Here is a 26,995-nt window from a genome sequence, read left to right on the forward strand (position 1 = left end):
GAGAGGGTCGGGGTGATCATGGGCGGCACTCGCTGAGCTGCGGGCGCTCCGCGCGAGCGGGGCTACCGGATTCGCGTTTCCCCTCCCCCTTGTGGGGAGGGGTCAGGGGTGGGGGTGATTCAGAAGGCAACGCTGCGCTCGATCCAGCACCACCCCCAACTCCCACTCCTCCCCGCAGGGGGGAGGTGAGTACGTCGCGGGTCGGGGAGGAAAGCGTTTCCCGGGTCGCCGCGTACAGATCGACGTAGGCGGATGCCACCGCGGCGGGGTCGGTCCCGGCGCGGATCGCATCGGCCCGGGCCAGGCCCTCCGCGAGGCGGCGCGGTTCGGCGACGATCCGCGCCATGGCGGCTGCGAGCGCGGCCTCATCCCCGGGCGGGACCAGCCAGGGACCGGGTCCGATCTGCTCGCCGATGCCGCCGATGGCGGTGCCGATCACCGGGACGCCGCGCCCGTAGGCTTCCGCCACGGTGCGGCCGAACGGCTCGGGCCAGATCGGCGGGACCACCAGGCAGTCGATGCCGTCGAGGAAGGCGTCGCGCTCGGCGAAGCCCGCGAACGAGACGGGCAGCCCCCCGATCAGCGCTCGGTAGCGGTCGAGGCCGTCCGCAGCGCGGCCGGCGACCGTCAGGCTCCAGCCCTGCGGCGGCAGCCTCCGGCAGGCCGCGAGCAACACGTCGACGCCCTTGGAGGCCTCGATCCGGCCGAGATAGCCGAACCGCACCGGCTCGCCAGGGGGCCGCGTCCGCCGCACCGCGGGGGGGCTCGACGGAATCGGATTCCAGATCACCCGGCGCAGGTCGTCCGGCACCGCACCGAAGAAGCCGGCCGCGAGATGCCGCGCCAGGAGGTCGGTTCCGACGGCGGCCACGGCCGATATCGCGCGCTGGCAGCGTCGATGCGGCTCCGCGTAGAGCCGGCATTTCAGGTGCTGGCCGGCGCAGGCCTTTCCGTGGCGCGCCATTGCGCCGTTGGTGCAGAGGCTGGTGAAGTCGTGCAGCGTGTGCACCACCGGAACGCCGAGCTTGGCCAGCATCGGCCAAAGCGTCGGCGGCAGCTCGGAGATCGAGTGCGTGTTCACGACGTCCGGTTCGAACGCGCGGACCGCCGCGGCCATCCGGGCCAGGGTCGTCGGGTTCCACTGGGTTGCCAGCTTGTAGCGCAGGCGGTCGAGGCGCGCGTGATCCGGCCAGTCGAGGATGTGGAACGGCGTGCCGTACCCGGTCCGGTAGACCGTGACGCCGTCCTGAACGACCGGCGCTTCTTCCTGCCGGGCCGTGCAGGCGACCGCGACGGCGTGGCCGAGGTCCGCCTGTGTCCGGGCCAGGGTCTCCACCATCAGCTCGGCGCCGCCGACCTGCTCGGGCGGGTAGAGCGAGCTAAGGTGCAGGATGCGCATGGGGCACCTCCTGCGTGGCTCTGTCGCGCGCGGTGTCGCGGAGCGCGTCCAGCATCAGGGCCTCGTAGCGACGGGCCGTCTCGGCCCAATCGTAACGGCGCGCGTTGTCGTGCCCGCGGGCGATCAGCGCGCCGCGCAGGCCCGGCTCGTCGAGGAGGCGGCGCAGGCAGGCGGCGAGCGCGCCGGCGTCGTCGGGGTCGAAGGTCAGCGCGCCCGCGCCCGCGATCTCCGGCGTCGCGGACCGGTCCGAGCAGACGACCGGGCAGCCCAGCGCCTGCGCTTCGAGGACCGGCAGGCAGAACCCCTCCGAGAAGGACGGCACGCACAGGCACAGAGCGTTCCGATAGAGCGATGCCAGCCGCCCTTCGCCGATCCGCGAGAGCCGGGTCAGCTGGACCGGGGCGCCGTCGAGCGCCGTGGCGATCGCCTCGTCCGGATCCTCGCCGACGTGGACGATGCCGATCTCCGGACGGCCGAGGGCGGCGACCGCACGTGCGAGCGTGGAAAAGTTCTTGTTGTACATGGCGTTGCCGACCGCCAGCACGTACGGCCCCGCCGGCAGTTCGGGGGACGGATCCGCCGCGTCGGGGTCGATCATCGCGGCCGAATGGACGGTCTGGGTCCGGTCCCGGACGAACGGGTAGAAGCGGCAGAGGTCGGTCTTTGTAGAATCCGAGACCGTGATCACCCGCGCGCTGTTGGCCAGGACGAAGCGGAAGATCGGATCGGTGGTCAGGGCTTCCCGCGAACGGCTCCGGCCCGGCATCGTCCGGAAGTAGAGATCGTGGACGACGCTGACCCGGGCGCGACCGCCGAACGCCGCGCCGTAGGGATCGGCATTCAGCACGAGGTCGATGTTCAGGGCGCGGCACAGCTTCGGCACGGCCAGGGCCTGCCGCATGACGTCGAACAGCATGACGCGGGGCCGCGGCACGGTCACGACCTCGATCCGGTCGCGGATTTCGTTTGGGAGCTGGTCCCGGGTCCAGGGCGAGCGCAGCACGACCGCGAAGGCGCCCCGGTCGAGCAACCCGGCGATCACCCGGAAGGCCACGAGGGCGACGCCCGAGGGACGTCCGCCGAACTGGGTCGGCATGTTCACGAGGACGCGCGGCATGGCGGTTCCGGCAACTCCGTTCGTGGATGAGATTGGCCCGTCAGGCGCGGGCGGTGACGTCGAAGATGAGGTTGGACAGGGCCTGCTGCATGCCGGCCGCGCCGTAGCGGGTGAGCGCGCGGTCCCGGGCGAGGCGGGTGCGCGGGGCGAAAGCGTCCGGATCGGCGAAGAGCTCGGTGAGCGCCGTCGCCAGACGGTCGGGCCGGCGCGGCGGCACGAGGGTGCCGGCCGCGCCCCCGTCGAGGATCTCCGCCGAGGCACCCGCGTCGGTGGCGATCACCGGCACGCCGGCCAGCATCGCCTCCACGAGCGTCCGGCCGAACGGCTCGGGATCGACCGACGGGTGCACCACCGCGTCGACCGCCTGCATCAGCCGGGGGACGTCGGCGCGCTGGCCGAGGAACAGCACCCGGTCGGCCACGCCAAGCTTCCCCGCCTGCGCGCGCAATCCGGCCGCGTATTCATCCTCGCCGAACAGGGCCGTGCCGACCACGATGCAGCGCAGGTCCGGAAGGCGCGCCAGCGCCTCGATCACCACGTCCTGCCCCTTCCAGGGCGCCAGACGGCTGAACACCCCGATCAGGGGGCCAGTCGGCAGGCCAAGTTCCGCCCGCAGGGCTACCGGAGATCGGGCAACGAGCTCGAGATCGAGCCCGTTCGGCACGACGGTCACGCGGGACGCGCGTCCGCCGGCTGCGATGAACGCCTCCGCGGCGGCGCGCGAGGGCACGACGACGCGGGCGGCGCACAGGTTGGCGAGCCGCGCCTGCACGATCCGCTGGGTTCGGCCGAAATGGGTGCCGTCGAGGATGTCGTGCAGGTGCCAGATGATCGGCCGCCCGACGAGACGCGCCGGGATCGCCGAGAGCAGGAACGCCTTCTGCGAGTTGGCGTAGACGACGTCGCAGGCGCGGGCCGTGCGGGCAAGCTCCAGGGCGAGGCCGGCGAGACGCCCGAGCTTCGGCAACGCCCGCAGGACCGAGGCGTCCCGGCGCAGGCCCGACAGGCCTGTCCCCCGCCGGGCGAGGCGGATCTCGATCCCCGCGCCGCGCAGGGCCTCGGCCAGCGCGCCGTCCTCGAACAGGAACGCCGTGGAGCCGGCCCAGGGGCGCACGACATCGCGCAGGACGAGTTCGGCCCCGGACATCGTTCCCGTGTGGGACACGAACAGGACCCGGGGCCGGGCCTGCTGCCCGGCCTCTGCGCCCTGGACGGACAGTCCGTCGATCGACAGTGCACCGGCCATCACGCGGCCTCGGCGGTGCGCGGCTGGGGCAGACGCAACACGTCATAGGTCGGCTGACGGCCCGACTTGACCATGGTCATCGCGATCCCGAGCACGTTGCCGCCGGCCTGCCGGAGATTCGTGACGGTCTCGACGATGTCCGAGATCTGCGAGCGGCCGTAGCGGGCGCAGCACAGCACGCCGTCCACGTGGCGGGCGAGCATCGAGGCGTCCATCAGCAGGCTGGTCGGCGGGCTATCGAGCAGCACGAGGTCGTAGCGGCGCGTCCAGCGCAGGAAGTCGACCATACGCTCGCTCATCAGCAGGTCGGTCGAGTCCGAGGTCGGCATCCCCGCCGGGATCACGTCGTACCGGCCCGTCGCGACCACGGCCTCGGCGGCCGTGACCTCGCCCCGCAGCACCCCGACGAGACCTGGCCCACGCCCGAGCCCGAGCGAGGCATCGAAGTTCGGCCGGCGCAGGTCGCACTCGATCACGAGCACCCGCCGTCCGCTCGCGGCACCGATTGCGGCGAGCGCGAAGGCCGTGAAGGATTTTCCTTCGCGCGGCTTTGCCGAGGTGACCAGGACGAGTCGGGATGCGCTGCCGCCCGCCAGGACGAGATGCGCGTGCAGATTGCGCAGCACCGTCTGCATCACCGGATTGGAGCGGGCCCGCTCCAGCGCTTCGGGCAGAGCGAGTTCCCGGCGCCGGTCGGACAGGCGGCCGACGAGACCGGGGGCGTCGAGGGTCGGCAGCTGGGCGAAGACCGGGGCACCGGTGCCCGCCATGAGCTGCCCGGGATTGCGGACCCGCTGGTCGGTGTAGTCGCGCAGGAGGGCCGCCGCCGCTGCGAGCACGCCCGCGAGCACGAGGCCGCCGGCGAGGAACGGCACGGGCTTCGGCGAGAACGGCTCCTGCGGCAGCTCGGCGAGGCTCACGAGCCGGGTGCTGCCGGTCAGGATGCGGCGCTCGGTCTCCAGCTCACCGGCGCGCTTCACGAGGTCGGCGTACCGGTTGCGCTGGATCTCCGCGTTGCGCACCATTCCTTCGATCGAGGCCTCGTCGTCCATGGCCGCGGCGGCCTCGGTCTTGGCGGTCTCGAGCTGGGCGCGCAGCGACTGTGCCAGGGCGTTCGAGGCCTCGTAGGACTTGCGCAGCCCCTGGGCGACGTTCTTGATCTCCTGATCGATCCGCTCACGCAGGTTCGCGCGTTCGGTCGTCAGGGCCCGGATGGCCGGGTGGTTGGCGCCCAGCAGCGTGCTCTGGTTGGCAAGCTGTGCGGAGACGCCGCTCAGCTGCTGCTTCAGGGACACGATGGTCGGGCTCGACAGCACCGCCGGGGCGGTCTCGGCGCCGCGTAAATTCCGGTTCTCGATCTCGCCCAGGCGCGCGGCGGCATCGGCCTTGGCGGCCTCGGCGGTCGAGAGCTGCTGGCTGATGCTGGTCAGGCGCTCGGCGCTGATCGGCGCGTTGGTGCCCTTCAGGAGACCCTTGCGGCGGCGGAACGTCTGGATCCGGGTCTCGTCGGCGCGGATCGAGGCGTCGAGCTGGCTGATCTCCGTGTGCAGCCAGTCGGAGGCCGCCTTGCGGCTGGAAGCCTGGGCTTCGCGCTGGTCGTCGAGGAAGGCGTCGATCAGCCCATTGGTCATCGCCTGCGCCACCTCGGGCAGCGGCGAGCGATAGCCGATCGTGATGATCCGGGAGCGGCCGGAACTGATCACGGTGTAGCGCTTCTGCAGATACTCGACCAAGGCGTTGCGGTCGGCGGTGAGCTTCGTGCAGGCCGCCTCCTTCTTCTCGGAGATCGGCCCCGGCTTTCCGCCGCTGGCGGCATGGCGGCATTCGGCCAGGACGGAGGCGGTGAGGCCCCCGTCGATGGCGAGCCGCAGCAGCCGCGGCGAGCGGATCACCAGGATCTGGCTCTCGATATCGGCCGGATCGCCGATCTTCTGGATCCAGGCCATGGAGGCGTTGTGGGCGCCGGGCTCCGCCTCGGCGACGATCACCGAGCCGGTCGCCACGTATTGCGGCGCGATCATCTTCAGCGCGGTCACGGCGAGGCCGAGGATCACGACGATGACGGTCGCGAAGAGGTAGCGGCGGCGCCAGATCCGAAGGAGCGGCGCGGCGAGCGGGCCACCCCGCGTCTGCTCCTGCGCGGCGGCGCGCATCGGGGGGCGTTCATTCAGATCGACGGTGACGAGCGACATGGACATCGGCGTCAGCTCACAGCTTCCAGGCGCGGAAGGATGCGCATCGGCGGCTCGCAGGCCGCCCGGTGGAGGGCCATCTGCTCATCCACGAAGCGGGAGAACCGCACCCGGAACAGCTCGGCCGAGAACTGATCGGCCTGCGCCCGGCAGGCCTCGCGGGTGAAGTTATTTTCCTGCTGGATGAATCCGCGCACGCAGTCCGCGATCGCGTCCGGGTCCGACCTGTCGAAGAACATCCCGGACCGCTGGGGACCGCGCGCCTGCACGGTCTCGCGCGCGCCGCCGCGCCCGAGGGCCAGCACCGGCGTGCCCTCCGAGGAGGCTTCCAGCACGATGATCCCGAAATCCTCTTCGGCCGCGAAGATGAAGGCGCGGGCGGTGGCCATGAGCCGGCGCAGGCCCTGGTCGGACACGAAGCCCGTGAAGGAGACGTTGGGGCCGGCGATCGCCTGCAGCCGCGCGGCGTCCGGGCCGCTGCCGGCCACCACGAGGTGGAGGTCCGGAAGATCCGCAAAGGCGCGGATCACCGCCTCCACGTTCTTGTAGGGAACGAGGCGGCTCGCCACGAGGAAGTGGTTGCCGCGCGGCCCATCGAAGCGGTCGCTCGACAGGGTGATCGGCGGATGGATCACCTCGGCCTGGCGGCCGTAGACCTTCTGGATGCGCCGGGCCACGAAGGCCGAATTGGCCACGATCGCGTTGGGCCCGGCGGCCGTGCGGACGTCCCACAGGCGCATCCGGTGCAGGACCATGCGGGCGAGCGCGCCCTTGAGGCCGGTGTCGCAGCCGCTCTCGCGCAGATAGGTGTGCTGCAGATCCCAGGCGTAGCGCATGGGCGAGTGGATGTACGAGACATGGAGCTGATCGGGCCCGGTCAGGACACCCTTCGCCACGGCGTAGCTCGATGAGATGATCAGATCGTAGTCCGACAGATCGAACTGCTCGATCGCGATCGGCATCAGCGGCAGGTAGGCCCGGTGCCGTGTGCGTGCGAGCGGCAGGCGCTGCAGGAAGCTCGTCTGCGCGTGATCGTAGCCGATCCGTGCCCGGTCCGCCGCCGGCAGGAAGTCGAACAGCGTGAAGACGTCGGCGTCCGGGTAGATCCTGAGCAGTTGCTCGAGAACGCGCTCTGCCCCGCCGACGACGTAGAGCCAGTCGTGAACGATTGCGACCCGCATCCGAGATTCCTTGTCGACGCACCGTGACGCGCACCGGACGACAGTTCGCCTGCCGACGTCACGTGAGCCCGTGAGCTGCCTCACGTATGAAACCTTAGATGAGGCGCCGGCTTTAAAGAAGGAATGAATACGGCTTGCGCTAGGTCGATTATTGCTTATCTCGACATAACGGATCGACAACAAACTTAATTTTAACGTTCTGGTATGGTTAAGTTATTGGTAAAAACTCGCCTCTACTCGGAATCTGCAGATTGTGATCCGTGTCGTGGCAAAGCGAAGTCCCGATGAGACATTACCCGCGCTGAAAGCCGCCGGGTGCGGTCGATACGCCGTGTCGTCTGTACTTCCGCGTCCGGCCGCACCGCTGATGCGTCCCGGAGGATGTGCGGCGGGCGGCGCGACGGGGCGGCGGTGCTGTCAGCGCGTCAGAGCGCTCTGCAGAGGCGCCGGCACCGGTCGCCGGTCGAAGCGACGCCGGAGGGCGGTGTTCATCGGGGCCTCGACGTGGCGGAACAGGACCGACCCGAGGGCGGCCGAGGCCGCGAAGGCGAGCACGAAGATCAGTCCGGCGCGCAAGAATCCGCCGACGGCAAGGAGCGCGACGACTTTCGAGGCCGTGTGGAGCATCAGGTTATGGATGAGATAGAACGAGTAACTGGCGTTACCCTGCGAGAGCAGCCAGCGTGAGCGCAGGGTGATGCCGCCCTGCTCCAGCAGCAGCATCGCGCCGACGACGAGGCTGGCAGCCGTTCCCCAAATCAGGGGCCGGAGGAACCCCGTCATCTCCGGCGACACCCCGAGATTGTAGGCCACGGCCTGCCCTCCGAGTATGAGCAGCCCAGCCGCCCCGAAGGCAGCGCCTGCCACGCGCCGGACCGGGAAGCCCGGGGGCAGGCTGCCGAGGCGCAGATACGCGTAGCCGAGGCCGATGCCGGCGGCGAATTCGAGCACGATCGGCTTCGTGTAATAGGCCCAGTACAGGCCGGGCACCGGCAGGAGCCCGAGGAGCGTCAGGCTCAGGAACAGCCCGACGGCCGCTAGGGCGCGCCATCCGCGGGTCGGGACCAGCAGCAGCCCGGCGAACACCATGTAAAAGAACATCTCGTAGTTGAGCGTCCAGCCGACGGAGTTCAATGGCTCGATGTAGCCACCCCGGGAGAACGGCAAGAAGAGCATCGACTGGATCAGGTATTCCGGCTGCAAGTCCATGATGCCGATCGGTCTGAGGCCAACCAGCGCCATCAGGGCGAGAGCCAGGGTGACGAGCCAGTAGACCGGGACGACCCGCGCAATCCGCCGCGTCAGGAACGTGCCGACGCTCGCCTCACCCTCGCTGGTGCTCACGAACATGATGAAACCGGACAGGACGAAAAACACGTCGACGCCGGCGGCACCGAACGCCAGCAGGTCCGGCCTCGGCAGGACTGGGCCGGCGTACAGGCCGAAATGGGTCATGAAGACGAGGTAGGCCGCGAGGGCGCGCAGGATCTGTAAATTGTAGAGCATGGCTCGCTGGCTGCTCGCGGAACATCGTCTGCCCGTGCGGGCGCAACGACGCGCCACCATGCCGGATCCGGAGCCGCCGAGTCACGGAGTGTTCGGATTCTTGCTGAACAAGCCGCCTTCGCAAGCCGGAATACGTACCCCAAATCAGTCTTGTCCACATGTCCAAGCTGAGACACTGGTGGATTCGGCTTGGAAATTGGTTGGAAAGGCTGGTGCGGTCAGTATGACTTGAGCGGTTCCACCGGGAACCTCTTCTTAAGGCCACGCTTCTGCCAGCCACACGGCCGGTGGAAATTTACTATTAATCAGTAGAATATTTGACGCCTCATGGGGCGGATCAATAGTATGTCGTTCACTTCATTAAGGAGTTCCGCCTTGACCATCGCTCAAGATATTCGCGAAATCCTGGGCTCGAACGAAGCCTTCGCCGGGAAGGTCGATCAGCTCTCGGACGACGACAGCCTGTTCGACATGGGCCTCGACTCGTTCGGTTCGGTTCAGCTGATGCTGGCGCTTGAGGAGCGCTTCAACGTCGAGTTTCCTGACGAGCTGCTGAACCGCAAATCCTTCTCGTCGATCCGCGCGATCAGCGAAGCCGTCTCCACCCTGGTCAAGCAGGAAGCCGCATGAGCACGCTCGCCACGCGTGCAGAGCGGGCGGCGGCGGTGGCGGCTCGCCACGCCGATGACGTCGACCGCGAGGGCCGCTTCCCCGCAGAGGCGGTCGCCGCCCTGAAGGCCGAGCGCCTTCTGGGCCTCCAGATTCCGGGGCAGTTCGGCGGTGAAGGCGCCGGGCTTGTGCAGATCGCGGAGGTCTGCAGCACGCTCGGCCATGCCTGCAGCGCGGCCGCGATGGTCTTCGCGATGCACCACATCAAGGTGTCGAGCCTCGTGACCCACGCGCTCGACAGCGCGTGGCATTGCCGGTTGATGGAGCGGATCGCCCGCGAGCAATTGCTGGTCGCCTCCTCGACCACCGAGGCGGGTATCGGCGGAGACCTGCGCAACTCCCTGTGCGCGGTCGAGACCACCGGCGAGACCTTCTCGCTCGGCAAGGACGCCTCGGTGATCTCCTACGGGGCGCAGGCCGACCTGATCCTCGCCACCGCCCGGCGCCACCCGGAGGCCCTGACCTCCGACCAGGTTCTGGTCGCGCTGATGGCCGATCAGATCACGCTCGCCCGCACCAGCCAGTGGGACACGCTGGGCATGCGCGGCACCTGCAGCGATGGCTTCCGCCTGGAAGCTCGCGACGTGCCGGTCGAGCAGATCCTGCCCAAACCCTTCGCCGAGATCGCCGCCGTTTCGATGCTGGCCGCGTCGCACCTGCTCTGGAGCAGCGTCTGGTACGGTATCACCACCTACGCGGTCGATCGTGCCCGGGTGTTCGTTCAGGCCGAGGCGCGCCGCTCTCCCGGCAAGGTGCCGCCCACGGCCCTGCGGCTCGCCGAGGTGGTCAATGCGCACCAGGCCATGCGCGGCACCGTCGTGGCGGCCCTGCGCCGGTTCGAGGATGCGCACGGCGACGCCGATACGATCGGGTCGCTGGGCTTCAGCGTGATGCTCAACAACCTGAAAGTCACCGTCTCCGACATGGCGGTCGACATCGTGCGCCGGGCCCTCTCGATCGTCGGGCTCTCCGGCTACAAGAACGACACGCCCTACAGCCTCGGCCGACCGCTGCGCGACGTCCTCTCGGCGCCGCTGATGATCGGCAATGACCGCATCCTCGCCAACACCGCCAAGCTTCTGCTCGTGCAGAAGGGCAGCGGCCAGCTCATGAGCGCGTGATGGACTCGATCTCTTCTCCCCAGGGCGACCTCATCCTCGACGACGAGCCGGAGGGCGGCCCGACCTTCCTCGACCGCCTGTTCGATCACGGCCTGCTGATCCGCACCGGCGTCGACGGCCTCTACGGCCGCAGCGGCGCCTTCGAAAGCGTCGTCGAGGCGCTCGACCGGCTGATTTCCCGCCTCGGCGCTGCGGACGGCGCCGAGGTGATGCGCTTCCCGCCCGGCATGAGCCGGCCGGCCTTCGAGCGGAGCGGCTATCTCAAGGGCTTCCCGAACCTCGCCGGCACGATTCACAGCTTCTGCGGTGACGGCGCGGGCCATGCCGAGATCCTGGCCTGTGTCGAGGAGGGCCGCGACTGGACCGGCCAGCAGGAGGCCACCGACGTCGTCCTGACGCCCGCCGCCTGCTACCCGCTCTACCCGGTGGCCGCTGCCCGCGGGGCGCTGCCCGCCGAGGGGCGCCTGTTCGACCTGCAATCCTACTGCTTCCGGCGCGAGCCTTCGCTGGAGCCGACCCGGATGCAGCTGTTCCGGATGCGCGAATACGTGCGCATGGGCAGCCCCGAGCAGGTGCTAGCCTTCCGCGAATCCTGGCTGGAGCGCGGCACCGCCATGATGCGGGACCTCGGTCTGCCGCTGGAGATCGACGTCGCCAACGATCCGTTCTTCGGGCGCGCCGGCCGGATGCTCGCCAACAATCAACGGTCGCAGGGGCTCAAGTTCGAGTTGAACGTGCCGGTCAACAGCGTCGAGAAGCCGACCGCCTGCCTGAGCTTCAACTACCACCAGGACCATTTCGGCAGCACCTGGGAACTGCAGCAGGCGGATGGCAGCGTCGCCCACACGGCCTGCGTCGGCTTCGGCCTAGAGCGGATCACCCTGGCGCTGCTGCGGCACCACGGGCTCGACCTCGCCGCATGGCCCGAGGCCGTGCGCACGTCGCTCTGGGGCTGAGCCGTGACCGCCGCTTTGCGCCTGCCGTCGGGGCTCGGAATCACGGCCCCTTATAGCCCGCACCCGCTTCACGACGGGGAGCGGGACTGGCCGGAGACGAATTGCTACGTCGATCTCTGGATCGAGCTGCTTCATGGCCGCGGCCTCGTCCCGGAGGCGATGTTGGGCTTCACGCTCCGGCAGGATTTCGAGGGCGACCAGTTCACCTTCTTCAAGCCGCCGCCCGCGGATATCGAGCGGCTCTACGGCCTGGAAGTGCTGGAACTCGCGGTCTATGCGGGCCTCGAAGCGCACGCGCTGATGCAGATGGCGGCGGCCCGGCCGGTACTGGTCGAGGTCGACGCGATCTACCTGCCCGACACGCACGGCACCACCTACGGGCGCGACCACGGCAAAACGACGATCGGCATCCTGGCGCTCGACCCGGCGGCCGGGGAACTCGACTACCTGCACAATGCCGGCCGCTTCCGCCTCTCGGGCGCGGATTACGCCGGCATCTTCGGCCCCGCTACGCTGCCGCCCTACGCGGAGTTCGTGAAGACGGTCGCCCCGCCCCTGCCAACATCCGAACTTCCGGGCGTCGCGCGGGAGCTGCTTGCCAAGCACCGGGCACGAGCCCCGCAGCGGAACCCGGTTCTTGCGTTTCGCGACGCGCTGGCTGCCACGGCCGAGGGGCTGGTGGTTCAGCCACTCAGCGTGTTCCACGCCTACGCGTTCAACACGACCCGTCAGCTCGGTGCCAATTTCGAGATGCTGGCGAGCCACCTCATCTGGCTCGACGCCAACGGCTCCGGTGGCTTCGCGCCCGCCGCCGAGGCCGCCACCGAGCTGAGCCGCGAGGCGAAGGCGTTCCAGTTCCAGCTTGCCCGCGCCTTCCACCGCCGCAAGGCGGATGGGTTGGCCCAGCGCCTCGACAAGGCGGCGGCGACTTACGCGCGGGTCTTTGCGTCCCTGGACGACGCGCTCGGCCGCTAGGGGCAGGCGATGGCCCTCATCCGCAACGTCGATGGTCGGGCGCCCGAGGCGCTGCCCGGCTCCTGGCGACTCGCCGTGACTCCGCCCGGCGCCTGCGCCGGGCCCGGTGATCTCGATAGCGTGACCGACTGGATCCCTGGCGAGGTTCCCGGGACTGCCGCCTCTGCCCTGCGCGCGGCCGGGCGCTGGTCTGAGATGGCGCCGACGCCGATCCATGACCAGGACGTCTGGTACCGCACGGAAGTCTTCGGCCCTGGCCGGTACCGCCTGCGGTTCGAGGGTTTGGCGACGCTCGCCGAGATCTGGCTCGACGGCGTGCCGGTCCTCACCACCCGCTCGATGTTCGAGCCTTACGCGGTCGAGGTCGATCTCGCCGCCCGATCCGACCTCGCGCTCTGTTTCCGGTCGCTGCGTGCGGAACTCGACCGTCCGGCCAAGCACGGGCGCTGGCGGCCGCGGATGATCACGCCGGGATCGCTGCGCCATGTGCGCACCAGCGCGCTCGGCTTCATGCCGGGTTGGGCCCCGGAGATCGACCATGTCGGGCCCTATCGGCCGATCACCATCGAGGCGCTGCGCCCCGGCGCCGTTTCGGCCGATCTCCGGGCTACCCTCGACGGCGAGATTGGTTGCCTGACGGTGCTGCTGACCACCGACGGGCGGGCCGAGGCGGTCACGCTCCGGTGCGACGGGCGTGAGACGACGCTGACCGAGAGGGAGACCGGCCTGTTCGCCGGCGAGCTTGTGCTGCCGGGGATCGCGCCCTGGGGGCCGCACACGCACGGCACGCCGAACCTTCACGCAGTCTCCGCCTGCATCGATGGAGAGACCGTCGATCTCGGCCGGGTGGGCTTCCGGTCGCTGGCGCTGACACGGCCCTTCGCGGAGGGGCTTTCGCTCGCGGTCAACGGGGTGCCGGTCTTCTGCCGGGGTGCCCTCTGGATGCCGCCGGATCTCATCGGGCTCGGCCCGGACGGCACCCGGACGCTGCTTACGCTGGCCCGCGAGGCTGGCATGAACATGCTGCGCGTGCCGGGCACGACGCTCTATCCGGCGACCGATTTCTTCGACCTCTGCGACGAACTCGGGATCCTGGTCTGGCAGGACCTGATGCTCGCCAATTTCGATTACCCGCATGACGATCCGGGCTTCTCCGCCGCGCTGCACCGGGAGGTCACCGCGTTCCTCGACAGGACCCAGACGGCACCGTCGCTCTGCGTGCTGTGCGGTGGCAGCGAGGTCTGGCAGCAGGCCGCCATGCTGGGCGCGCCGCGCGCGATCTGGGCCGACGCCTTCTGCGAGACGACACTCCCCGCGCTCGCTGCAGCCCAGCGCCCCGACATCGTGGTCGTACCGAACTCGCCCTCCGGTGGGGCCCTCCCCTTCGCGCCGCGCGGCGGCTGCACCCATTATTTCGGTGTCGGCGCCTATTGCCGGCCGCTCGACGATGCCCGCCGGTCCGAGGTCGGCTTCGCTAGCGAATGCCTCGCCTTCTCCAACCCGCCGGAGCCCGGCACGCCGGGGCCTGCGGGTCCGTCGGATCCGGGCTGGGCCGCCGGTATTCCCCGAGATCGGGGTGCGGACTGGGACTTCGAGACCGTGCGCGACCATTATGTCGGCCACTTGTTCGGCGTCGATCCCGCCGCCCTGCGCACCGACAATCCGGAGCGCTACCTCGATCTCGGCCGGGTGGCCGTGGCCGAGGTGATGGAGGCGACCTTCGCCGAGTGGCGTCGCCCGCATTCGCCGACTACCGGCGGTCTCGTCCTGATGCTGCGCGACCTCCAGCCTGGTGCCGGCTGGGGCGTGATCGACTGGACGCGGCGTCCCAAATCCGCGTGGTACGCCCTGAAGCGCGCCTTCCGCCCCGTGCAGATCGTCATCACCGACGAAGGGCTGGACGGCCTGCACCTCCACGTCCTCAACGAGACCGCGCAGCCCCGTAGCCTGACGGTGACGCTGACGTTTGCCGATCGTAACGGCCGCGTTGCGGCCCGCGCCGAGCGGGTTGTGACTGCCGGCGCCCGCGAGACGCTGACGCTCAGTTCGGCCGAGTTGCTGGGTCGCTTCTTCGACGCCACCGACAGCTATCGGTTCGGCCCCCGGGTCCACGATGTCGCCCATGCGCGCCTGACCGATGCGGACGGGTGCACCATCGCCGAAGCGTTTCACTTTCCGGGGCCACGCCCGGTCACGCAGGACGCCATCGGCCTCACCGCCGAGCCGGTGATGACGGAGGCGGGACCGGCCCTGCGAATCGCCACGGAGCGGCTCGCCTTCGGCGTGCAAGTCCGCGCCCCCGGCGCACGACCGACCGACAGCGGTTTCCATCTGGCGCCCGGGACGTCGCGGATCATCGCCTTTCCGGATTGTGCCCAGCTTCCCCGCGGAACCGTACGGGCCATCAACGGCACCGAGAGCGTGGAGTTCGGCCATGACGCCTGAGGCCCAGCCCATGTCGGTCCCCGCCCCGGTTCGATACGATCCGGCGCCGGTGACCTTCGAAGGTCTGTTCGGCTGGTTCCATCCGGCGGCCGGTCGGCGCGGCGTGGTCCTCTGCGGCGCGTATGGATTCGAGCAGATGGCGGCCCATCGCCCCTGGCGGGTGCTGGCCGAGCAACTGGCCGAGGCGGGCTGCCCGACCCTGCGTTTCGACTATCCGGGCGAGGGCGATTCCGCGGATCCCGACGCGACCGGTTTGGACGCCTGCGTGGCCGCCATCCGCCACGCCATCCGGTACCTGCGCGAGACGGCCGGTGTCACCGAAATCGTGCTTGTCGGCCTCCGCCTGGGCGCAACCTTCGCGGCGCTCGCCGCGGAGGCTGAGCCCGTGGACCGCCTCGTCCTCCTGGCGCCGGTCACGACGGGTCGCGCCTACCTGCGCGAGATGCGGCTCCGGGCGCAGACGATCGGCCGGCTGCCCGATGGATCGGTACCACCCGCGGAGCCGGACAACCTGACCGTCGGTGGCTTCCGCATGGAGGCGCCGTTTCAGGCCGCGCTTTCCGGGCTGAACCTCACCCGGATCGCGTCGCCGCCCGCGCCCCACGTTCTGATTCTCGGTACCGATCCGGGGGCGCTGGCTGCGCGCTTCGGCGCCATCGGCTGCGCCGTGGAGACGGGACCCTTCGCGGGCCTCGCGCATCTCGTGGGCGATCCAATCTTCGCGAAGGTTCCGGAGGCGGATTTCGCCCGCATCACCGCATTCGCAACCGAGGGGGCTGCGTCAGCGGCGGTAGGCGCGACAGCCCCGCCTTCGGCATGTCTCGCCGGCCCGGGCTGGACCGAGGAGCCGGTTCGGTTCGCGCAGGGCCTGTTCGGCATCGCCTGCGCGTCGGACCGGCCGGACCCCGGTGCGCCGACTATCCTGTTCGTGTCCACCGGCATGACCGTGCGGTCCGGCTGGGGACGACAGACCACCCGGCTCGCCCGAAGGCTCGCCGGCGAGGGCATCGCCTCGTTCCGGTTCGACGTCGCCGGCATCGGCGACAGTGTCGAACGGCCGGACGGAAACCGACCCCTCTTTGCGCCGGATGGATTCGCGGATGTCCTGCGGGCGGTCGATCAGGTTGCCGGACGTGGCCCGATCGTGCTCGCCGGCGGGTGCAGCGGCGCCCTTTCGGCCTTCCACGCGCTGTACCGGGATCCGCGGATCGACGGGGCGCTCCTGATCAATCCCTACTGCTTCGACTGGGATCCGGAGCAGAGCATCGACAGCGTCATCCGCCAGACCTACGGCAGCGCCTCGACCTACGCGACGCTCCTGAAGCAGGGCGATACCTGGCGCCGGCTGATCCGCGGTCAGATCCGGGTCCGGGCGATTGGCGGCGTCCTGGCCCGCCGCGGTGTCGACGCGGCGCTGCGGCGGATCCGCCGGGCGTTCGGTCCGCGGGTCCCCGGCGGATCGGTCGCGCGCCGCCTTGCCGCGATCCGGCGCCGCGGTGCCGAGATCCGCCTGCTCTACAGCGCGGGCGATCCTGGCTTGGCCGCCTTGCACCGTCACATCGGCCGCAACCCCGACCGGGTCGCGCGGCGCCTCGGGGCGCCGGTGTCGATCGTGCCCGGGGCGGACCACAACCTCGGCTCCGCCGAGGCCCAGGCCGCCCTCGAACAGGTTCTGCGCGACCTCCTGCGCGCGGCCCGGCGCAGTCCCGCGGCGACGGCGAACCGGCCGGCGCCGACAGTTTCCGAATGGCTCCAGACCGTAACCGGCCGCGCATGAGCGCCCTCACCCGCCGGTCCGCCCTGGCGCTCGCCGCGGGCGCCCTCGTGGCCAACCGTGCAGAGGCCGCCGCGCCGCCGCATCGTTGCGAAGATCTGATCGATTCGATCGGCGTGAACGTCCATCTCGGCCATGGTGGCACACCTTACGTCGAGCGCTTCGAGGCCTGCGCTGCCGCCCTCGACACCCTCGGCGTTCGGCACCTGCGCGACGATATCGTCCTCACCGGCGGCGAGCCAGCCGGTCAGTTCGCGCGCATCGCCGCCCTCGCCGGCCGCGGCTACCGCTTCAGCCTCGTCTTCTACGACGGTCTGACGCCAGGGCCCCGCGTGCCCCCGGAAAAATTCGCCGCCATCGCCCGCTGGGCCGGCGGCGGACTCATCATCGCGGAGGGCGGCAACGAGCCGCCGATCGCCGGGCAGCGCGACCTTCCGCGTCTGTCGGCCGACCATCAGGCGGCCTTGTTCCGGGCGGTCCGGGCGGACGCGCGCGACCCCGCCGTCCAGGTCGCCGGACCGAGCTACATCCAGAGCAACGTCGCAGCGGCCCAGAACCTCGCCACGCTGGTCGATCTCGGCAACATCCACGCCTATCCGGGCGCCGAGCACCCGGAGACCGGCGGCGGCGGCAGCCTCGCCCGCTTCGTCGCGGCGGCCCGGCCGGTGTTCGGATCGGCGCCGGTGATCGCCACCGAGAACGGCTATCACACGGCGCTCGCAACCAGCAGCGCCCACCTACCGGTATCCGAGGGCATGCGGGCGCGCTATCTCCCCCGCCTGCTCCTGTGGAGCTACCTGCAGGGCGTGCGGCGGACCTATCTGTACGAACTGATCGCCAGCTTCGACCACGGCGATGGCGATCCCGAGAGTCGCTTCGGCCTCCTGGCCTATGACGGCCAGCCGACGCCTGCTTTTACGGCCGTGCGCAACCTCATCCGATTGTTCAGCGGCGGCGGCACTGGGGGCGCGCGCTTTCTGGGCGACGTCGCAATCACCCAAGCCGGCACGACGTCAGATCTGGTCTCGGCGCGATTCGTCCGGCGGGACGGGGCCCTGCTCGTGCCACTCTGGCAAGGAATCGACGGCTGGGACCGGCGCAGCCTCGCCGCCCGCCCCGATGCGCCGCCGAGAGCGGTGGATCTCCTCCTCGCGCAGCAACCTCGGAGCGTGCGCCTGCACCGCTTCGCGGATGACGGATCGGTCGGCGTGAGCATGCTCTCCGCCGAGCGGCGCATGACGGTCCAGGTGACCGACCGGCTCGGCGTGCTGGAAATCACGTAGGCTCTCCCTACGGACAGATTTATCCGCACCGCCGTCCTACATGACACGGATCGGGAAGCGGGATCACTGACGGTGTCCGGGGCGGAAGGCGCAGGCCGCCGACGGATGCGAGCCCGGATACTTGCTGCCCCCGCGGTCCCGCGCTGGTCGTGACCACCCTCGCAACGGATCGACCGATGCTCGCCACGCTCTTCGACAAGCTCGTCGGCGCAACCCTGGTGGTCCTGAATCTGCTCGCTCCGGTCGAGGTCCACGTCGACACGGACCGCGCCTATGCGCCCGGCAATGAGCATCAGGCGGACATCTACCGGCCGAACGGCTCGGGGCCGAGCCCGGTGCTGGTCTTCCTCTACGGCGGCGGATGGCGCAGCGGCTCGAAGGAGGACGTCGCCTATGTCGGCGCGGCTTTCGCGCGGCGCGGCTTCGTCGTGGTCATCCCGGAATACCGCCATTTCCCGACCGCGAGCCTGTCGGACATCTTGGCCGACAACGCCGCCGCGGTCGCGTGGGCGATCGGCCACGCCTCCGAATTCGGCGGCGATCCGCACCGTGTCGTGGTGGCGGGCCATTCCTCCGGCGCGTGGGCGGCGGCCATGCTGGGTCTTGACGCGACGTGGCTGGAGCGGGCCGGGTCCAGTCCCGAAGACCTCGCTGGGATCGTCGGACTGGCTGGACCCTACGCGACCTCGGCACTGACCGATCCCCTGGACAAGCAGGTCTTCACCGGGGCCGACCCCGCGATGCAGCCGATCAACCACGCCGCCGCCGGCCGGCACCCGGCGCTTCTGCTGCTGAGCGGCGCGGAGGACCAGGACGTGCGACCCACCGGGACCATCGCGCTCGCGGATCGGCTGCAAGCAAGCGAGGAGCCTCCGCAGACGCACATCTATCCGGGTCTCGGCCACGGCCAGATCGTGCGGTCGTTGAGTTTTCCGTTCAGCGTGCAGGCCACGACTGCGGAAGACATCGCGCGGTTCGCCGCGGGGGCTCATACCGGGCCGTAGTGCCCCGATTGGGTCGTATTCGCTCGGTTGCGCTCACGCAGCCTTAAGCGTGACGAACGTTTGCCACAGCTTGGCCGTTCTCATTGCCGGCGGTTGTGCTTTCGCCGTGGCAGCCCTCGCGCATCCGCTCAGATACGGTGCTGGCGTCTCCTCGAGGCGCCCATCATGCTGATCCCCGCGTTCACCCTCCGCCGCTGCCTGTTGCTCGGGCTCCTGCTCGTTTGCCTCGTCAAACTTGCGGATGACATCGCGCGATATGAACTGCGGCAGGCGGCCGGTGCAGTCACACTGACCGCTGCCGCAATCGGCGCGGACACTGCCACTCTCGCTAACGAGTAGCCGGCCGCCGACGCGGTCCGCCAGCGTCCACGCTGACGTCCAGGCGCGCGCCGCGCCGCCGTACAGCGCCGCCGCGATGGCTCGGACTCACGGATTTTTACCCGTAGAGGCCGCTCGAGCGCAGGATTCTAAAATTGACTGGTCGAGACGTGGCGCTCGGCTGATGCATCCGATCCGCCGAGCGAAGCCCGGTTCCGCGGTGATCGAGACAGGTTGTCAGCGGAGTGACGAGCTGCCTTCGAACCCGCAGCAAGAAATGGTCGGAGTGGCCGGACTCGAACCGACGACCCCCTGTCCCCCAGCCTCCCAAACCGGCCATTCAGGGGGAGCCAACAAGTCTCATGGGGCTTCACATCTCATTGTCGTAGCGTATCTTTCCGCGTCAGGCGTTCGCGCTGGGGTTCACGACGTTTCGGAACGTTGAACCCCAGCCGCACCCCAGAGCTCCGCGGAGACTAGTGCACGAGATGCCGGTGGTGAACCTTACCCATAACTACGTGACCAGCCTCGCGGCGAAGCCACCCGAAGCTCGCATGGAGGTCTGGGACCAGAAAACCCCTGGCCTCTGTCTGCGGATCGGGACGAACGGATCGGGCACTTGGTCCTTCCGGTACCGGCCGAAGATCGGCGGTGGGTACCAGAGGGTGACCCTGGGCCGTCTCGCCGATCTCACCCTTGCCGATGCGCGCGAGCGAGCAGCTCGCCACCGTGTGACGGTCGCTGACGGTGGAGATCCGCAAAGGGAACTGAAGGCACGCAAGTCCGCAGCCGACAGCATCCTGACTTTCGAGGCGTTGGCGAACCGCTACATCGAGGAATATGCGAAGCCGCGAAAATCATCGTGGAAGAACGATGAGGGGTACCTGAGGAGAGCCTGCTGCGCTTGGGGCAAGCGTGCGGCCGTCAGCATCACCCGCCGGGACGCGATCACCTTCCTCGACGGGATCAAGAAAGCTGCGCCGGTCAGCGCCAACCGCACACAAACGGTGCTGGTAACGTTCTTCAACTGGAGCGTCGAGGAAGGCCATCTTGAGGTCAATCCGATCGCGGGCCTCCGCAAGCGCTCGGTCGAGACGGCGAAGGACCGGGTTCTATCGGACTGGGAACTTCGGGTCCTCTGGACCGCCCTCGCCCAGAGCGAGGGCATGTCTCGTGATGTAGCCGATGCTCTCCGCTTCCTGCTGCTGACGGGGCAGCGGCCTGGCGAGGTCGCCGGCATCCTGCAGTCCGAGCTCTGCGACTTGGAAAGCCCCGGTGAGGCGCGCTGGGAAATCCCTGCAGAACGAATGAAGGCTCGGCGACTGCACGTCGTACCCCTGGCACCGGGTGCCCTTCAGATCCTCCAGAAAGCCATCGAGCGGCGACGGATGGATGGGGACGGACTGCGGGTGTTCTCAAGCCGCTTCGTCGCCCGGGATACCTTGGCGCGTCACTCGCTCAGCCAGGCGATGCGCCGCCTGATCGCCAACCTTGAGCCTGAGGGGCGGGATGGCGATGCGGTGGCGTCCCTGCAAGAGAAGCCCCCTACCCCGCACGATTTCCGCCGGACCGTGGGCACAGGGCTCGCCCGGCTGAAGGTCGTGAGAGAGGATCGCAAAGCCGTCCTCGCTCACGTCGAGGACGACGTACACGGCCGGCACTACGACCTCTACGAGCGGCTTGCCGAGAAGCGCGCAGCTCTGGAGGCTTGGGATCGGCATGTCGCGTCAGTCGTGGAGAGGCAGCCATGACCGAAGAGGCTGTCCCGCCATCACGCCCCGAGCGTGCAGCTTCGTTGTGGTTGACGCTGTGTCTTGCTCTCGGAGGCAAGTCCGCGATTGACCGGTATGGTGACGAGATTGTTCAGGCCATAAGGAAGTATCGGCGTGAGAGAAGGGTTGGCGTTAATAATAAAGCTCGCTTTAAAAAGCTCAACCTAATCGTAGATCTCTGCGACGAGCTAATAGTCCAGCTTGAGGATAGCCGTGATTGGCTGGATGCTAACATGGATCCCGTGACCGCGGATGGTGTAGATTTCGAAGCGATCATCCAGGACGACTTCTCTCCGCTTCGAGCTATGCGGGACAGCCTGAAAACGGCATTAGAAGAAGCGCCGGTTCAGACTGGCAAAGAGGCTGTTCACTTCCGTAGGCGCCTCTGGATCCGCTTAGCGATGATCTATGAAGATGCGACGGAACGCAGGGCTGCAACATCGAAGAATAAAGATGGCAACATCCAAGGTGATTTCGTTCGAATGGTGACTGCTGTCACTGAGTACATCAGCCCAGCCGAACGCATCACTACCGACATGGTCGATCAATTCGTAGATTGGTACCGCAGCCCGGAAAGCGCCGACCTTCGGGACGAGATGGCTGAATACCGGATGCTTTCCGCCGCGATGGGCTTCGCCGGGTAGGGGTAGATCGCACTCAAAAATAAAAACGATCTACCCCCGTCACGGCGCGACGGGCTGTGTCTACTCAGACGGCTACCCGAAGTTTCAGGAGGTAGCCGTGACGCCCCGGTACATCACCCAACGCGAAGTAGAGACCAAAACAGGCCTCAGCGGCGCGACACTTCATCGTCTTCGCCGAAAGGGACGATTTCCTGATCCGATCAAGATCGGCGAGCGCCGTATCGCTTGGCCCGAGAACGAGATCGACACCTGGTTGGCTACACGTGAGCGCCAGCCGCTCCGCTCCGCTTCTGCAGTGTGAGAGGGCGACGATGAACAAAGACATCGACCGCACCGTCAAAGCTCTAGCCGAGGCGCAAAAGGCACTCTCCAAGATGACTAACGAGGAGCGCATGCTCGTCGACGAAAAGCTCGGCTCATTGCTCCGGCAGGCGTGTGTTCTTCAGCGCTTTTCTCTGTGCAATGAGCAGTACCGGCAGGGATGTGACATTCGCGCTGGCGCCTTCAACATGGCCATCGATGCTTCGTTCGGCTTGAACGATGACGATGCCGATATTCCATTTTGAGGAGGCGCCGCATGAACGACCTCCCCGACTTGCCGTTGTTCAGCGGCACGCCAGCCGCTGAACCGCCACCGCAAAAGCGGCGGCGTCCCCGGCAGCGTAGTCTCGTGGCAGAGTTGGTCCCAACCCACGTCGCGCCGGAACCTACTCCTGAGGGCACTGCAGTCCTTCTGCCGTTCCCCGTCAGCCGGGATGTTCGCCTCATCGCCGAGCTCGCGGAGGCGTTCATCGGCCTTCGCGAGAGGCACGGTCGCCGGTGCCGGGCCATGCTGCTCGACAAGCGATTCCGGCCGATCGGCGTTCGCCTCCGCAAGATGGGCATGTCGGCCGACGCGATCCATGATGAGCTTGTCCAGCTTGAGAAGGCTGTTGCGCGGGTAGTTTGGAACGCTGACGGGCGGCCGTCCTACAGTTCGGGCGGAGGGTCAGCGGCTTGAACATGTATGCCAGCAGACCACCGCGGTCGGCTGCCCGCGACGCCATCGAGCCGCCGGACCTCGATCCCTTAAGCGGACATGAGCGTGTCGCGAGTTCTGCAGATCCATCGAGCGGCAAAAGCGCAGCCCGCAACGTCTTCCTGTGGCTCCGTCAGATTGCTCGTGATCCGGAGCTTCCACCGCTCGGCTACCGCCTCGCGATCGAGATCAGCCAATGTGTTGACCGCCGAAAGGGCTATGCGCACCCTTCGCATGGCTGGCTCGCCAATGAACTCGATGTGAGCCGGCGCGGCGTCCAGATGGCGCTGAAGTCGCTGCAAGACCGTGGGCACCTCGACGTGACCGTCAGCCGGGGGGCCGGGCACGCGAACCGCTACCGACTACGGCTTCTCCGACCGGTCCGGAAGGTGGCATGAGACAGCCTGCCCTTCCTCGGCTTGTTCGTCCTATAAATGCGCACGCTGGGCTTCGCATTTACAGGCCCATAAATGCGAACGTCTTTTGCGCATTTATCGCACTCATAAAGGCGAAGCAGCTTCTTCGCAGGGGGTGCGCAGTAGCTTGTGCGCATCAAATGCGAAGAAGCTTGTGCGCACTATCCAGGATTATACCAGGACCTATCCAGGATATTATAAGCGAGACCCATCCGAGATTCTGGCACGCCCTGAGCGTCCGGCGGTCGGCGCCTCCAGGCGACCGATCCGACCGGCGCGCCTCTAGGTTGTCATGTGTCGGTCCAGGCAGACCCAGAACCCTGCTGAGTAGACACACCCTCCGGACCGTCCTCCATTCGTACACTGCTCCGGCGGGTGGCCGCGTGACCGCTCGCGCCCGCTTGAGCGGGACGCGGTCACGATGCCCTGTCACCCTCGCGGCTGGAAGATGTCACGCCGACGGTCGGAGATGTCACAGCACGAGGCTGTACCTGTCACGGGGTCTGTCACAGGGACACGGCGGGACGTCACGCCAATGTCCCTTCGTATTCCTCGCGTCCCTTGAGCATGCGGGCGGCCGCTCAGTCGGCCAGGGCAGCCACAAGGGAAAACGAGGTGGCGAGCACGATGGTGCCCGCCGCAACGGCGGCGAGGGTCAGCATGGAAGAGCCTTCGATGTGGAACGGTTGAGCTTCAAACGCTCAAGCTCTCCCGCGGTTGCACAAGCTTTCGGCCATGCACCTGGCTCGGTAGTCTGCTGCCCTCAGACCATTGGTCAGCGCAGGCAAGACGTTCGCCGCGCTCTGCAGGAGAGGCTAACCAAGGCCAGCCGCGCTCAGCAGGCGCAGGACCGCCGTGACCCCGGCATGCCGGTCCGCCGCCTCCACCATGGCGACGGCAGCTCACGGCCTTTCCTAGCCACGCCACGAGGATCCCAGACGGAGAGGCGGCACCCACCCCCGGAAGGGCCAAGGGACCGTACGATGCCAGACAGGTCCCGCACCGCGCCGCAGTCCGATACCTGCGCGTTTTCCGAGGTTCGAAAATTGAGGTTGGATTGGATGCCGATGCGAATTAACTCATTGATCTCGCTGGCCCGAGCGGTCGTATCTCATGGCGACCGGTGACCAAGAGCCCGCGCCTCCAGCGCGCGGGCTGGCCGAGATCCGGCAGCTGCACCAGCGACCTCGACCGTCTCGGCCGCCGGAGGCGATCGAGGCTGATGTGCGAACCGAACTGGCGCGTCACGATGCCGTGATGCGGGCCCTGTGGGCCGAACGCGCTGGCGATCCTCTCCGGGTTAGCGGCGAGCGTCGGCAGACAAAGAAACAAGCCGCTGGCGAGCTTGGAATGTCCACGGCTCGGCTCATGCGCCTCGTGGTTCGATACCACGCGGCGCATCCTGACCGCCCCAAGTTAGCTGTTCAACCGGCAGGCCTGAAGTCGTCGCCTTGGACTATATTCATTGACCGTGTGCGAGCAGTTGTTGAGAGCGGCGAACCGTATTAACATCTCAATTTAACCGGCTTGATCGCTCTCATGTCAGATCCTGGGCGGGCCGGCCGTTCACCCAGATTGCTGAGCGGTAGGTATTCCCGTTCGGATATATATGGATGGCACCAATGAAGACAGTTTTGTTTTCAGTTATTGTTTACTTGGCTCCCATTTTTTGCAATTAGTGCCGCATCATCGGCTGAAGCTGAAATCGATGGCGTCCCAAAGGGACAAGTATTATTCTACGATTTTGGCAATACAGGTAGACGTATTATCGCTTTCTCCATTGAGACCAACGGAAAGATGCTGCCGGTCTCCGCAAACGGCGCAGCGGGATATGAACGTAGCCAGCAAGAACTCGAAATGCTGGCAATGATTTCTGCCGCGGCTCAAAAAGGAGTTTCCATTCATATTAGTGGGCATTTCTACAAGAAGGGCGAGAACTCCAACGTTGATGCTGACTATGTTGACGGGAATGTTAGAGCAGACAGGATTACTGTATTTGGATACACATGGGGCGAGACATATCTTAGTAAGTGATTGACGATTCTGAAAATGTGATACAATGCCGATGGGCGAAAACTTCGTATAAAATCAAGCAAAAACGACAACTGGCAAGCACGACCGAAGCTCAGTAGCTTGGCGGTATGGTTGATCACCCGCCCTACTCGCCTTCGCGAGACCTTTGCACCGAAAATCTCCATGTCGGGGTTCCCCTCGACCTGAAGCGCGCCCTGACCGACGTTGCCCGGCGCGAGGGCAAGTCGGTAGCGAGCGTGGTGAGGGAGGCGGTCGCCGATGCCATCGGGCACAGCGACCGCCCCCAGGATCTCTCGGCCCATAGTCGGGGGCTCCGGTAATGGCCATCCCGGCACACATTCAAGCTCAACTGGACGCGGCCGACGCGGTTAATCCGGTGCGCGACATCTTCGGCAAGATCGCCGATCCCAGCCTGCTCGCGACCGTCCGGGAAGCCGTCTACGGACAGTGGCCGCCAGTAGCGGCTTCTCCCCGGTCGGCGGCATCCCTTCCCGCTGTACCGGCCCGGCCAGCGGCCGTCGTGTCTGGCTCGCACGCCACCATCGATCCAGCCCGCGCGCGCGCCGCCGTCGCGGCAGCGCGTGCGGTCTCAGGCTCGGGAGACAGCGCTTCGCGGTCCCAAGCCTCCCTGGGCCGCATTCCGGTTGGCGTCGATCCCAAGGCCATCTTTGCCAGCCGCCGCCAGCAGGCCGTTGCGGCGAGCACTGGCCGTGAGGCAGCCGACACCGAGGCGTCCGGTCCAACCGCCCGACAGGGGCGCCCGCGCCTCCCCGACGCCACGAGCGTCTATGCGGCGCGTCGCGCCCCGAAGGGAGACAAGTGATGTTGAAGGCATTGCGCGCCCTGATCACTATGGCGACCGCGGCCAACGTGCCGTTGGAGGACATCGAGCGCGGACTGCCACAAGCGGAAGCCGAGCTGACGGCGGCCCGCGATGCAGCAGAGGCGGCCGAGCGGCAGTATCGCGGTAGTTTGCTTTCCGGAGATGAGGCCCGCACTCGGCAACTCGACGCGGCGCGCCGGGAAGCTCAGATCCGGCTCGACCGTGCAACGGCGCTGACCGAGGCCCTGGCAGAGCGTCACCGCGAGGCCGAAGAGATCGCCGCGGACGAGCGGGCACGCGCCGAGAAGGCCGATCGGGTCCAACGGTACCAGGATGCGGCGCGCCAGGCTGAGGAGGCCCGCGAGCTGCTGTCCGTCCACTATCCGCAGCTGGCCGGTGACATCGTGGCCGTCCTCCGGGCTGTGGCTGAGGCCGAGGTCGCGGTCATGTCGGTCAACCGCGACCTGCCCGAGGGGGCCGAACCGCTCGAGCCTGTCGAGCGGACGGTGCGCAATCCGGCTCGCGCTGGCCGTCGCCTCATCTCGGCCGAGGATGTCGTGCGGTACTGCCGGCCGGGCGAGCCCCTGCCGAAGGTCGATCAGAGCCGCGTCGTCGTGAATCGCGATGGTGGTGCGAGTATCCAGCCGGAATTCGGATCCATCGAGCGGCTTGTCCCCCGCCGGTATCGGGAGGAACGGTACGAGGTACCGCTTCCGACCGTCCCACTGCTGGATCTCGCGACTGCGGTGAAGCTCCCCGGGCTGCTGCTCAACGCGCCCGACATCCTCGACATCACCGCACTGACGCTCCCGCACGAGGTTGCCGAGATCCTGACGCGCGCGGCTGAGCAACCGGTGACCGTACCGCCGCAGGTCAAGGTCGAGCTCGTGTTGCTCGACGAGGTGGATGCCGAAGCGGAGTTCAAGAAGTTCAGGTCGCCGACTGCGCTCGACATCATCGCCGGGCGAGCCTGAGTTTCCTTTCACGGCCCCGGCTCAGACCGAGGCCGCACATCGCTACGGGGGCGCATCGTGACGGTGCCGCGGCCCGCCGGACATCGGGAAGTTTGCCTCCATGCCCCCGCAGCACAGGAGAATGGACA

At 67.9% G+C, this 26,995-nt stretch carries 24 protein-coding genes; 18 read left to right on the forward strand and 6 right to left on the reverse strand.

The features are described 5' to 3' along the window. Positions 1–16: 16 nt before the first annotated feature. The 6 genes from MKK84_RS14325 to MKK84_RS14350 form a co-directional block, all read right to left on the reverse strand. Entirely contained in the window at positions 17–1,399 is a 1,383-nt protein-coding gene (locus MKK84_RS14325; RefSeq protein ID WP_243920710.1) for a glycosyltransferase family 4 protein, read from the reverse strand. Further along, positions 1,380–2,516: a glycosyltransferase family 4 protein gene (locus tag MKK84_RS14330; RefSeq protein WP_243920712.1), complete on the reverse strand. Its 1,137-nt coding sequence runs from the start codon at positions 2,514–2,516 to the stop codon at positions 1,380–1,382. The genes MKK84_RS14325 and MKK84_RS14330 overlap by 20 nt, the downstream gene beginning before the upstream one ends. A gap of 40 nt (positions 2,517–2,556) precedes the next feature. After that, a complete protein-coding gene (locus tag MKK84_RS14335; protein ID WP_243920714.1) occupies positions 2,557–3,762 on the reverse strand; it encodes a glycosyltransferase in 1,206 nt (401 codons plus the stop codon). Then, a complete protein-coding gene (locus MKK84_RS14340; protein WP_243920716.1) occupies positions 3,762–5,960 on the reverse strand; it encodes a GumC family protein in 2,199 nt (732 codons plus the stop codon). The genes MKK84_RS14335 and MKK84_RS14340 overlap by 1 nt, the downstream gene beginning before the upstream one ends. 5 nt (positions 5,961–5,965) lie before the next feature. Continuing rightward, a complete protein-coding gene (locus MKK84_RS14345) occupies positions 5,966–7,135 on the reverse strand; it encodes a glycosyltransferase (RefSeq protein WP_243920718.1) in 1,170 nt (389 codons plus the stop codon). A 417-nt stretch (positions 7,136–7,552) separates the two neighbouring features. Further along, positions 7,553–8,641: an acyltransferase family protein gene (locus MKK84_RS14350; RefSeq protein ID WP_243920720.1), complete on the reverse strand. Its 1,089-nt coding sequence runs from the start codon at positions 8,639–8,641 to the stop codon at positions 7,553–7,555. 375 nt (positions 8,642–9,016) lie between these two features. On the opposite strand from MKK84_RS14350, the gene MKK84_RS14355 reads away from it, so the two are divergent. The 18 genes from MKK84_RS14355 to MKK84_RS14440 all read left to right on the forward strand — a co-directional run bounded on the left by MKK84_RS14355 (position 9,017) and on the right by MKK84_RS14440 (position 26,867). Next, positions 9,017–9,271: an acyl carrier protein gene (locus MKK84_RS14355; RefSeq protein WP_243920722.1), complete on the forward strand. Its 255-nt coding sequence runs from the start codon at positions 9,017–9,019 to the stop codon at positions 9,269–9,271. Further along, positions 9,268–10,431 carry an acyl-CoA dehydrogenase family protein gene (locus MKK84_RS14360; protein WP_243920724.1) on the forward strand — a complete coding sequence of 388 codons (1,164 nt, stop codon included), beginning with the start codon at positions 9,268–9,270 and terminating at the stop codon, positions 10,429–10,431. Before MKK84_RS14355 ends, MKK84_RS14360 begins: the two co-directional genes overlap by 4 nt. After that, entirely contained in the window at positions 10,431–11,387 is a 957-nt protein-coding gene (locus MKK84_RS14365) for an amino acid--[acyl-carrier-protein] ligase (protein WP_243920726.1), read from the forward strand. The genes MKK84_RS14360 and MKK84_RS14365 overlap by 1 nt, the downstream gene beginning before the upstream one ends. 3 nt (positions 11,388–11,390) lie before the next feature. Continuing rightward, entirely contained in the window at positions 11,391–12,362 is a 972-nt protein-coding gene (locus MKK84_RS14370) for a DUF1839 family protein (RefSeq protein WP_243920728.1), read from the forward strand. Positions 12,363–12,371: 9 nt separating this feature from the next. After that, on the forward strand, positions 12,372–14,807 hold the full coding sequence (locus MKK84_RS14375; RefSeq protein WP_243920729.1) for a glycoside hydrolase family 2 protein: 2,436 nt from the start codon (positions 12,372–12,374) through the stop codon (positions 14,805–14,807). Next, positions 14,797–16,584 carry an alpha/beta fold hydrolase gene (locus tag MKK84_RS14380; RefSeq protein ID WP_243920730.1) on the forward strand — a complete coding sequence of 596 codons (1,788 nt, stop codon included), beginning with the start codon at positions 14,797–14,799 and terminating at the stop codon, positions 16,582–16,584. Before MKK84_RS14375 ends, MKK84_RS14380 begins: the two co-directional genes overlap by 11 nt. Then, a complete protein-coding gene (locus tag MKK84_RS14385) occupies positions 16,581–17,864 on the forward strand; it encodes a hypothetical protein (RefSeq protein ID WP_243920732.1) in 1,284 nt (427 codons plus the stop codon). The genes MKK84_RS14380 and MKK84_RS14385 overlap by 4 nt, the downstream gene beginning before the upstream one ends. Positions 17,865–18,040: 176 nt before the next feature. Then, complete coding sequence (locus MKK84_RS14390; protein WP_243920734.1) at positions 18,041–18,868, forward strand: alpha/beta hydrolase; 828 nt, start codon at positions 18,041–18,043, stop codon at positions 18,866–18,868. A gap of 165 nt (positions 18,869–19,033) precedes the next feature. Next, positions 19,034–19,207, forward strand: coding sequence for a hypothetical protein (locus MKK84_RS14395; protein ID WP_243920737.1), 174 nt, complete (start codon positions 19,034–19,036; stop codon positions 19,205–19,207). Between the two features lie 476 nt (positions 19,208–19,683). Continuing rightward, positions 19,684–20,937 carry a tyrosine-type recombinase/integrase gene (locus MKK84_RS14400; RefSeq protein ID WP_243920739.1) on the forward strand — a complete coding sequence of 418 codons (1,254 nt, stop codon included), beginning with the start codon at positions 19,684–19,686 and terminating at the stop codon, positions 20,935–20,937. Then, positions 20,934–21,602 carry a hypothetical protein gene (locus tag MKK84_RS14405; protein WP_243920740.1) on the forward strand — a complete coding sequence of 223 codons (669 nt, stop codon included), beginning with the start codon at positions 20,934–20,936 and terminating at the stop codon, positions 21,600–21,602. Before MKK84_RS14400 ends, MKK84_RS14405 begins: the two co-directional genes overlap by 4 nt. Positions 21,603–21,699: 97 nt before the next feature. Continuing rightward, complete coding sequence (locus MKK84_RS35705; protein WP_243920742.1) at positions 21,700–21,903, forward strand: helix-turn-helix transcriptional regulator; 204 nt, start codon at positions 21,700–21,702, stop codon at positions 21,901–21,903. Between the two features lie 10 nt (positions 21,904–21,913). Further along, positions 21,914–22,168 (forward strand): hypothetical protein, encoded by a 255-nt coding sequence (locus MKK84_RS14415; RefSeq protein WP_243920744.1) that lies wholly within the window; start codon positions 21,914–21,916, stop codon positions 22,166–22,168. Positions 22,169–22,179: 11 nt separating this feature from the next. Further along, the gene (locus tag MKK84_RS14420) at positions 22,180–22,602 is read left to right on the forward strand and encodes a DUF6074 family protein (protein WP_243920746.1); all 423 of its coding nucleotides are present in this window, start codon (positions 22,180–22,182) and stop codon (positions 22,600–22,602) included. Then, positions 22,599–23,018, forward strand: a complete 420-nt coding sequence (locus tag MKK84_RS14425; protein WP_243920748.1) for a hypothetical protein — start codon at positions 22,599–22,601, stop codon at positions 23,016–23,018. The genes MKK84_RS14420 and MKK84_RS14425 overlap by 4 nt, the downstream gene beginning before the upstream one ends. A gap of 1,665 nt (positions 23,019–24,683) precedes the next feature. Next, a complete protein-coding gene (locus MKK84_RS14430; RefSeq protein ID WP_243920749.1) occupies positions 24,684–25,070 on the forward strand; it encodes a hypothetical protein in 387 nt (128 codons plus the stop codon). A gap of 319 nt (positions 25,071–25,389) precedes the next feature. After that, positions 25,390–25,893 (forward strand): hypothetical protein, encoded by a 504-nt coding sequence (locus tag MKK84_RS14435; RefSeq protein WP_243920751.1) that lies wholly within the window; start codon positions 25,390–25,392, stop codon positions 25,891–25,893. Further along, on the forward strand, positions 25,893–26,867 hold the full coding sequence (locus tag MKK84_RS14440) for a hypothetical protein (protein ID WP_243920753.1): 975 nt from the start codon (positions 25,893–25,895) through the stop codon (positions 26,865–26,867). The genes MKK84_RS14435 and MKK84_RS14440 overlap by 1 nt, the downstream gene beginning before the upstream one ends. Positions 26,868–26,995 lie beyond the last annotated feature (128 nt).

This window comes from Methylobacterium sp. E-065, from assembly GCF_022829605.1.
In the GTDB taxonomy this organism is placed as follows: Bacteria; Pseudomonadota; Alphaproteobacteria; order Rhizobiales; family Beijerinckiaceae; genus Methylobacterium.

Excerpts from the sequence above, each read along its gene's own strand:
- MKK84_RS14330 (WP_243920712.1), bottom strand. The coding sequence starts at position 2,516 with ATGCCGCGCGTCCTCGTGAACATGCCGACCCAGTTCGGCGGACGTCCC.
- MKK84_RS14340 (WP_243920716.1), bottom strand. The coding sequence starts at position 5,960 with ATGTCCATGTCGCTCGTCACCGTCGATCTGAATGAACGCCCCCCGATG.
- MKK84_RS14390 (WP_243920734.1), top strand. The coding sequence starts at position 18,041 with ATGCTCGCCACGCTCTTCGACAAGCTCGTCGGCGCAACCCTGGTGGTC.
- MKK84_RS14325 (WP_243920710.1), bottom strand. The coding sequence starts at position 1,399 with ATGCGCATCCTGCACCTTAGCTCGCTCTACCCGCCCGAGCAGGTCGGC.
- MKK84_RS14440 (WP_243920753.1), top strand. The coding sequence starts at position 25,893 with ATGTTGAAGGCATTGCGCGCCCTGATCACTATGGCGACCGCGGCCAAC.
- MKK84_RS14385 (WP_243920732.1), top strand. The coding sequence starts at position 16,581 with ATGAGCGCCCTCACCCGCCGGTCCGCCCTGGCGCTCGCCGCGGGCGCC.
- MKK84_RS14350 (WP_243920720.1), bottom strand. The coding sequence starts at position 8,641 with ATGCTCTACAATTTACAGATCCTGCGCGCCCTCGCGGCCTACCTCGTC.
- MKK84_RS14415 (WP_243920744.1), top strand. The coding sequence starts at position 21,914 with ATGAACAAAGACATCGACCGCACCGTCAAAGCTCTAGCCGAGGCGCAA.
- MKK84_RS14380 (WP_243920730.1), top strand. The coding sequence starts at position 14,797 with ATGACGCCTGAGGCCCAGCCCATGTCGGTCCCCGCCCCGGTTCGATAC.
- MKK84_RS14335 (WP_243920714.1), bottom strand. The coding sequence starts at position 3,762 with ATGGCCGGTGCACTGTCGATCGACGGACTGTCCGTCCAGGGCGCAGAG.
- MKK84_RS14435 (WP_243920751.1), top strand. The coding sequence starts at position 25,390 with ATGGCCATCCCGGCACACATTCAAGCTCAACTGGACGCGGCCGACGCG.
- MKK84_RS14365 (WP_243920726.1), top strand. The coding sequence starts at position 10,431 with ATGGACTCGATCTCTTCTCCCCAGGGCGACCTCATCCTCGACGACGAG.
- MKK84_RS14345 (WP_243920718.1), bottom strand. The coding sequence starts at position 7,135 with ATGCGGGTCGCAATCGTTCACGACTGGCTCTACGTCGTCGGCGGGGCA.
- MKK84_RS14420 (WP_243920746.1), top strand. The coding sequence starts at position 22,180 with ATGAACGACCTCCCCGACTTGCCGTTGTTCAGCGGCACGCCAGCCGCT.
- MKK84_RS14395 (WP_243920737.1), top strand. The coding sequence starts at position 19,034 with ATGCTGATCCCCGCGTTCACCCTCCGCCGCTGCCTGTTGCTCGGGCTC.
- MKK84_RS14360 (WP_243920724.1), top strand. The coding sequence starts at position 9,268 with ATGAGCACGCTCGCCACGCGTGCAGAGCGGGCGGCGGCGGTGGCGGCT.
- MKK84_RS14405 (WP_243920740.1), top strand. The coding sequence starts at position 20,934 with ATGACCGAAGAGGCTGTCCCGCCATCACGCCCCGAGCGTGCAGCTTCG.
- MKK84_RS14375 (WP_243920729.1), top strand. The coding sequence starts at position 12,372 with ATGGCCCTCATCCGCAACGTCGATGGTCGGGCGCCCGAGGCGCTGCCC.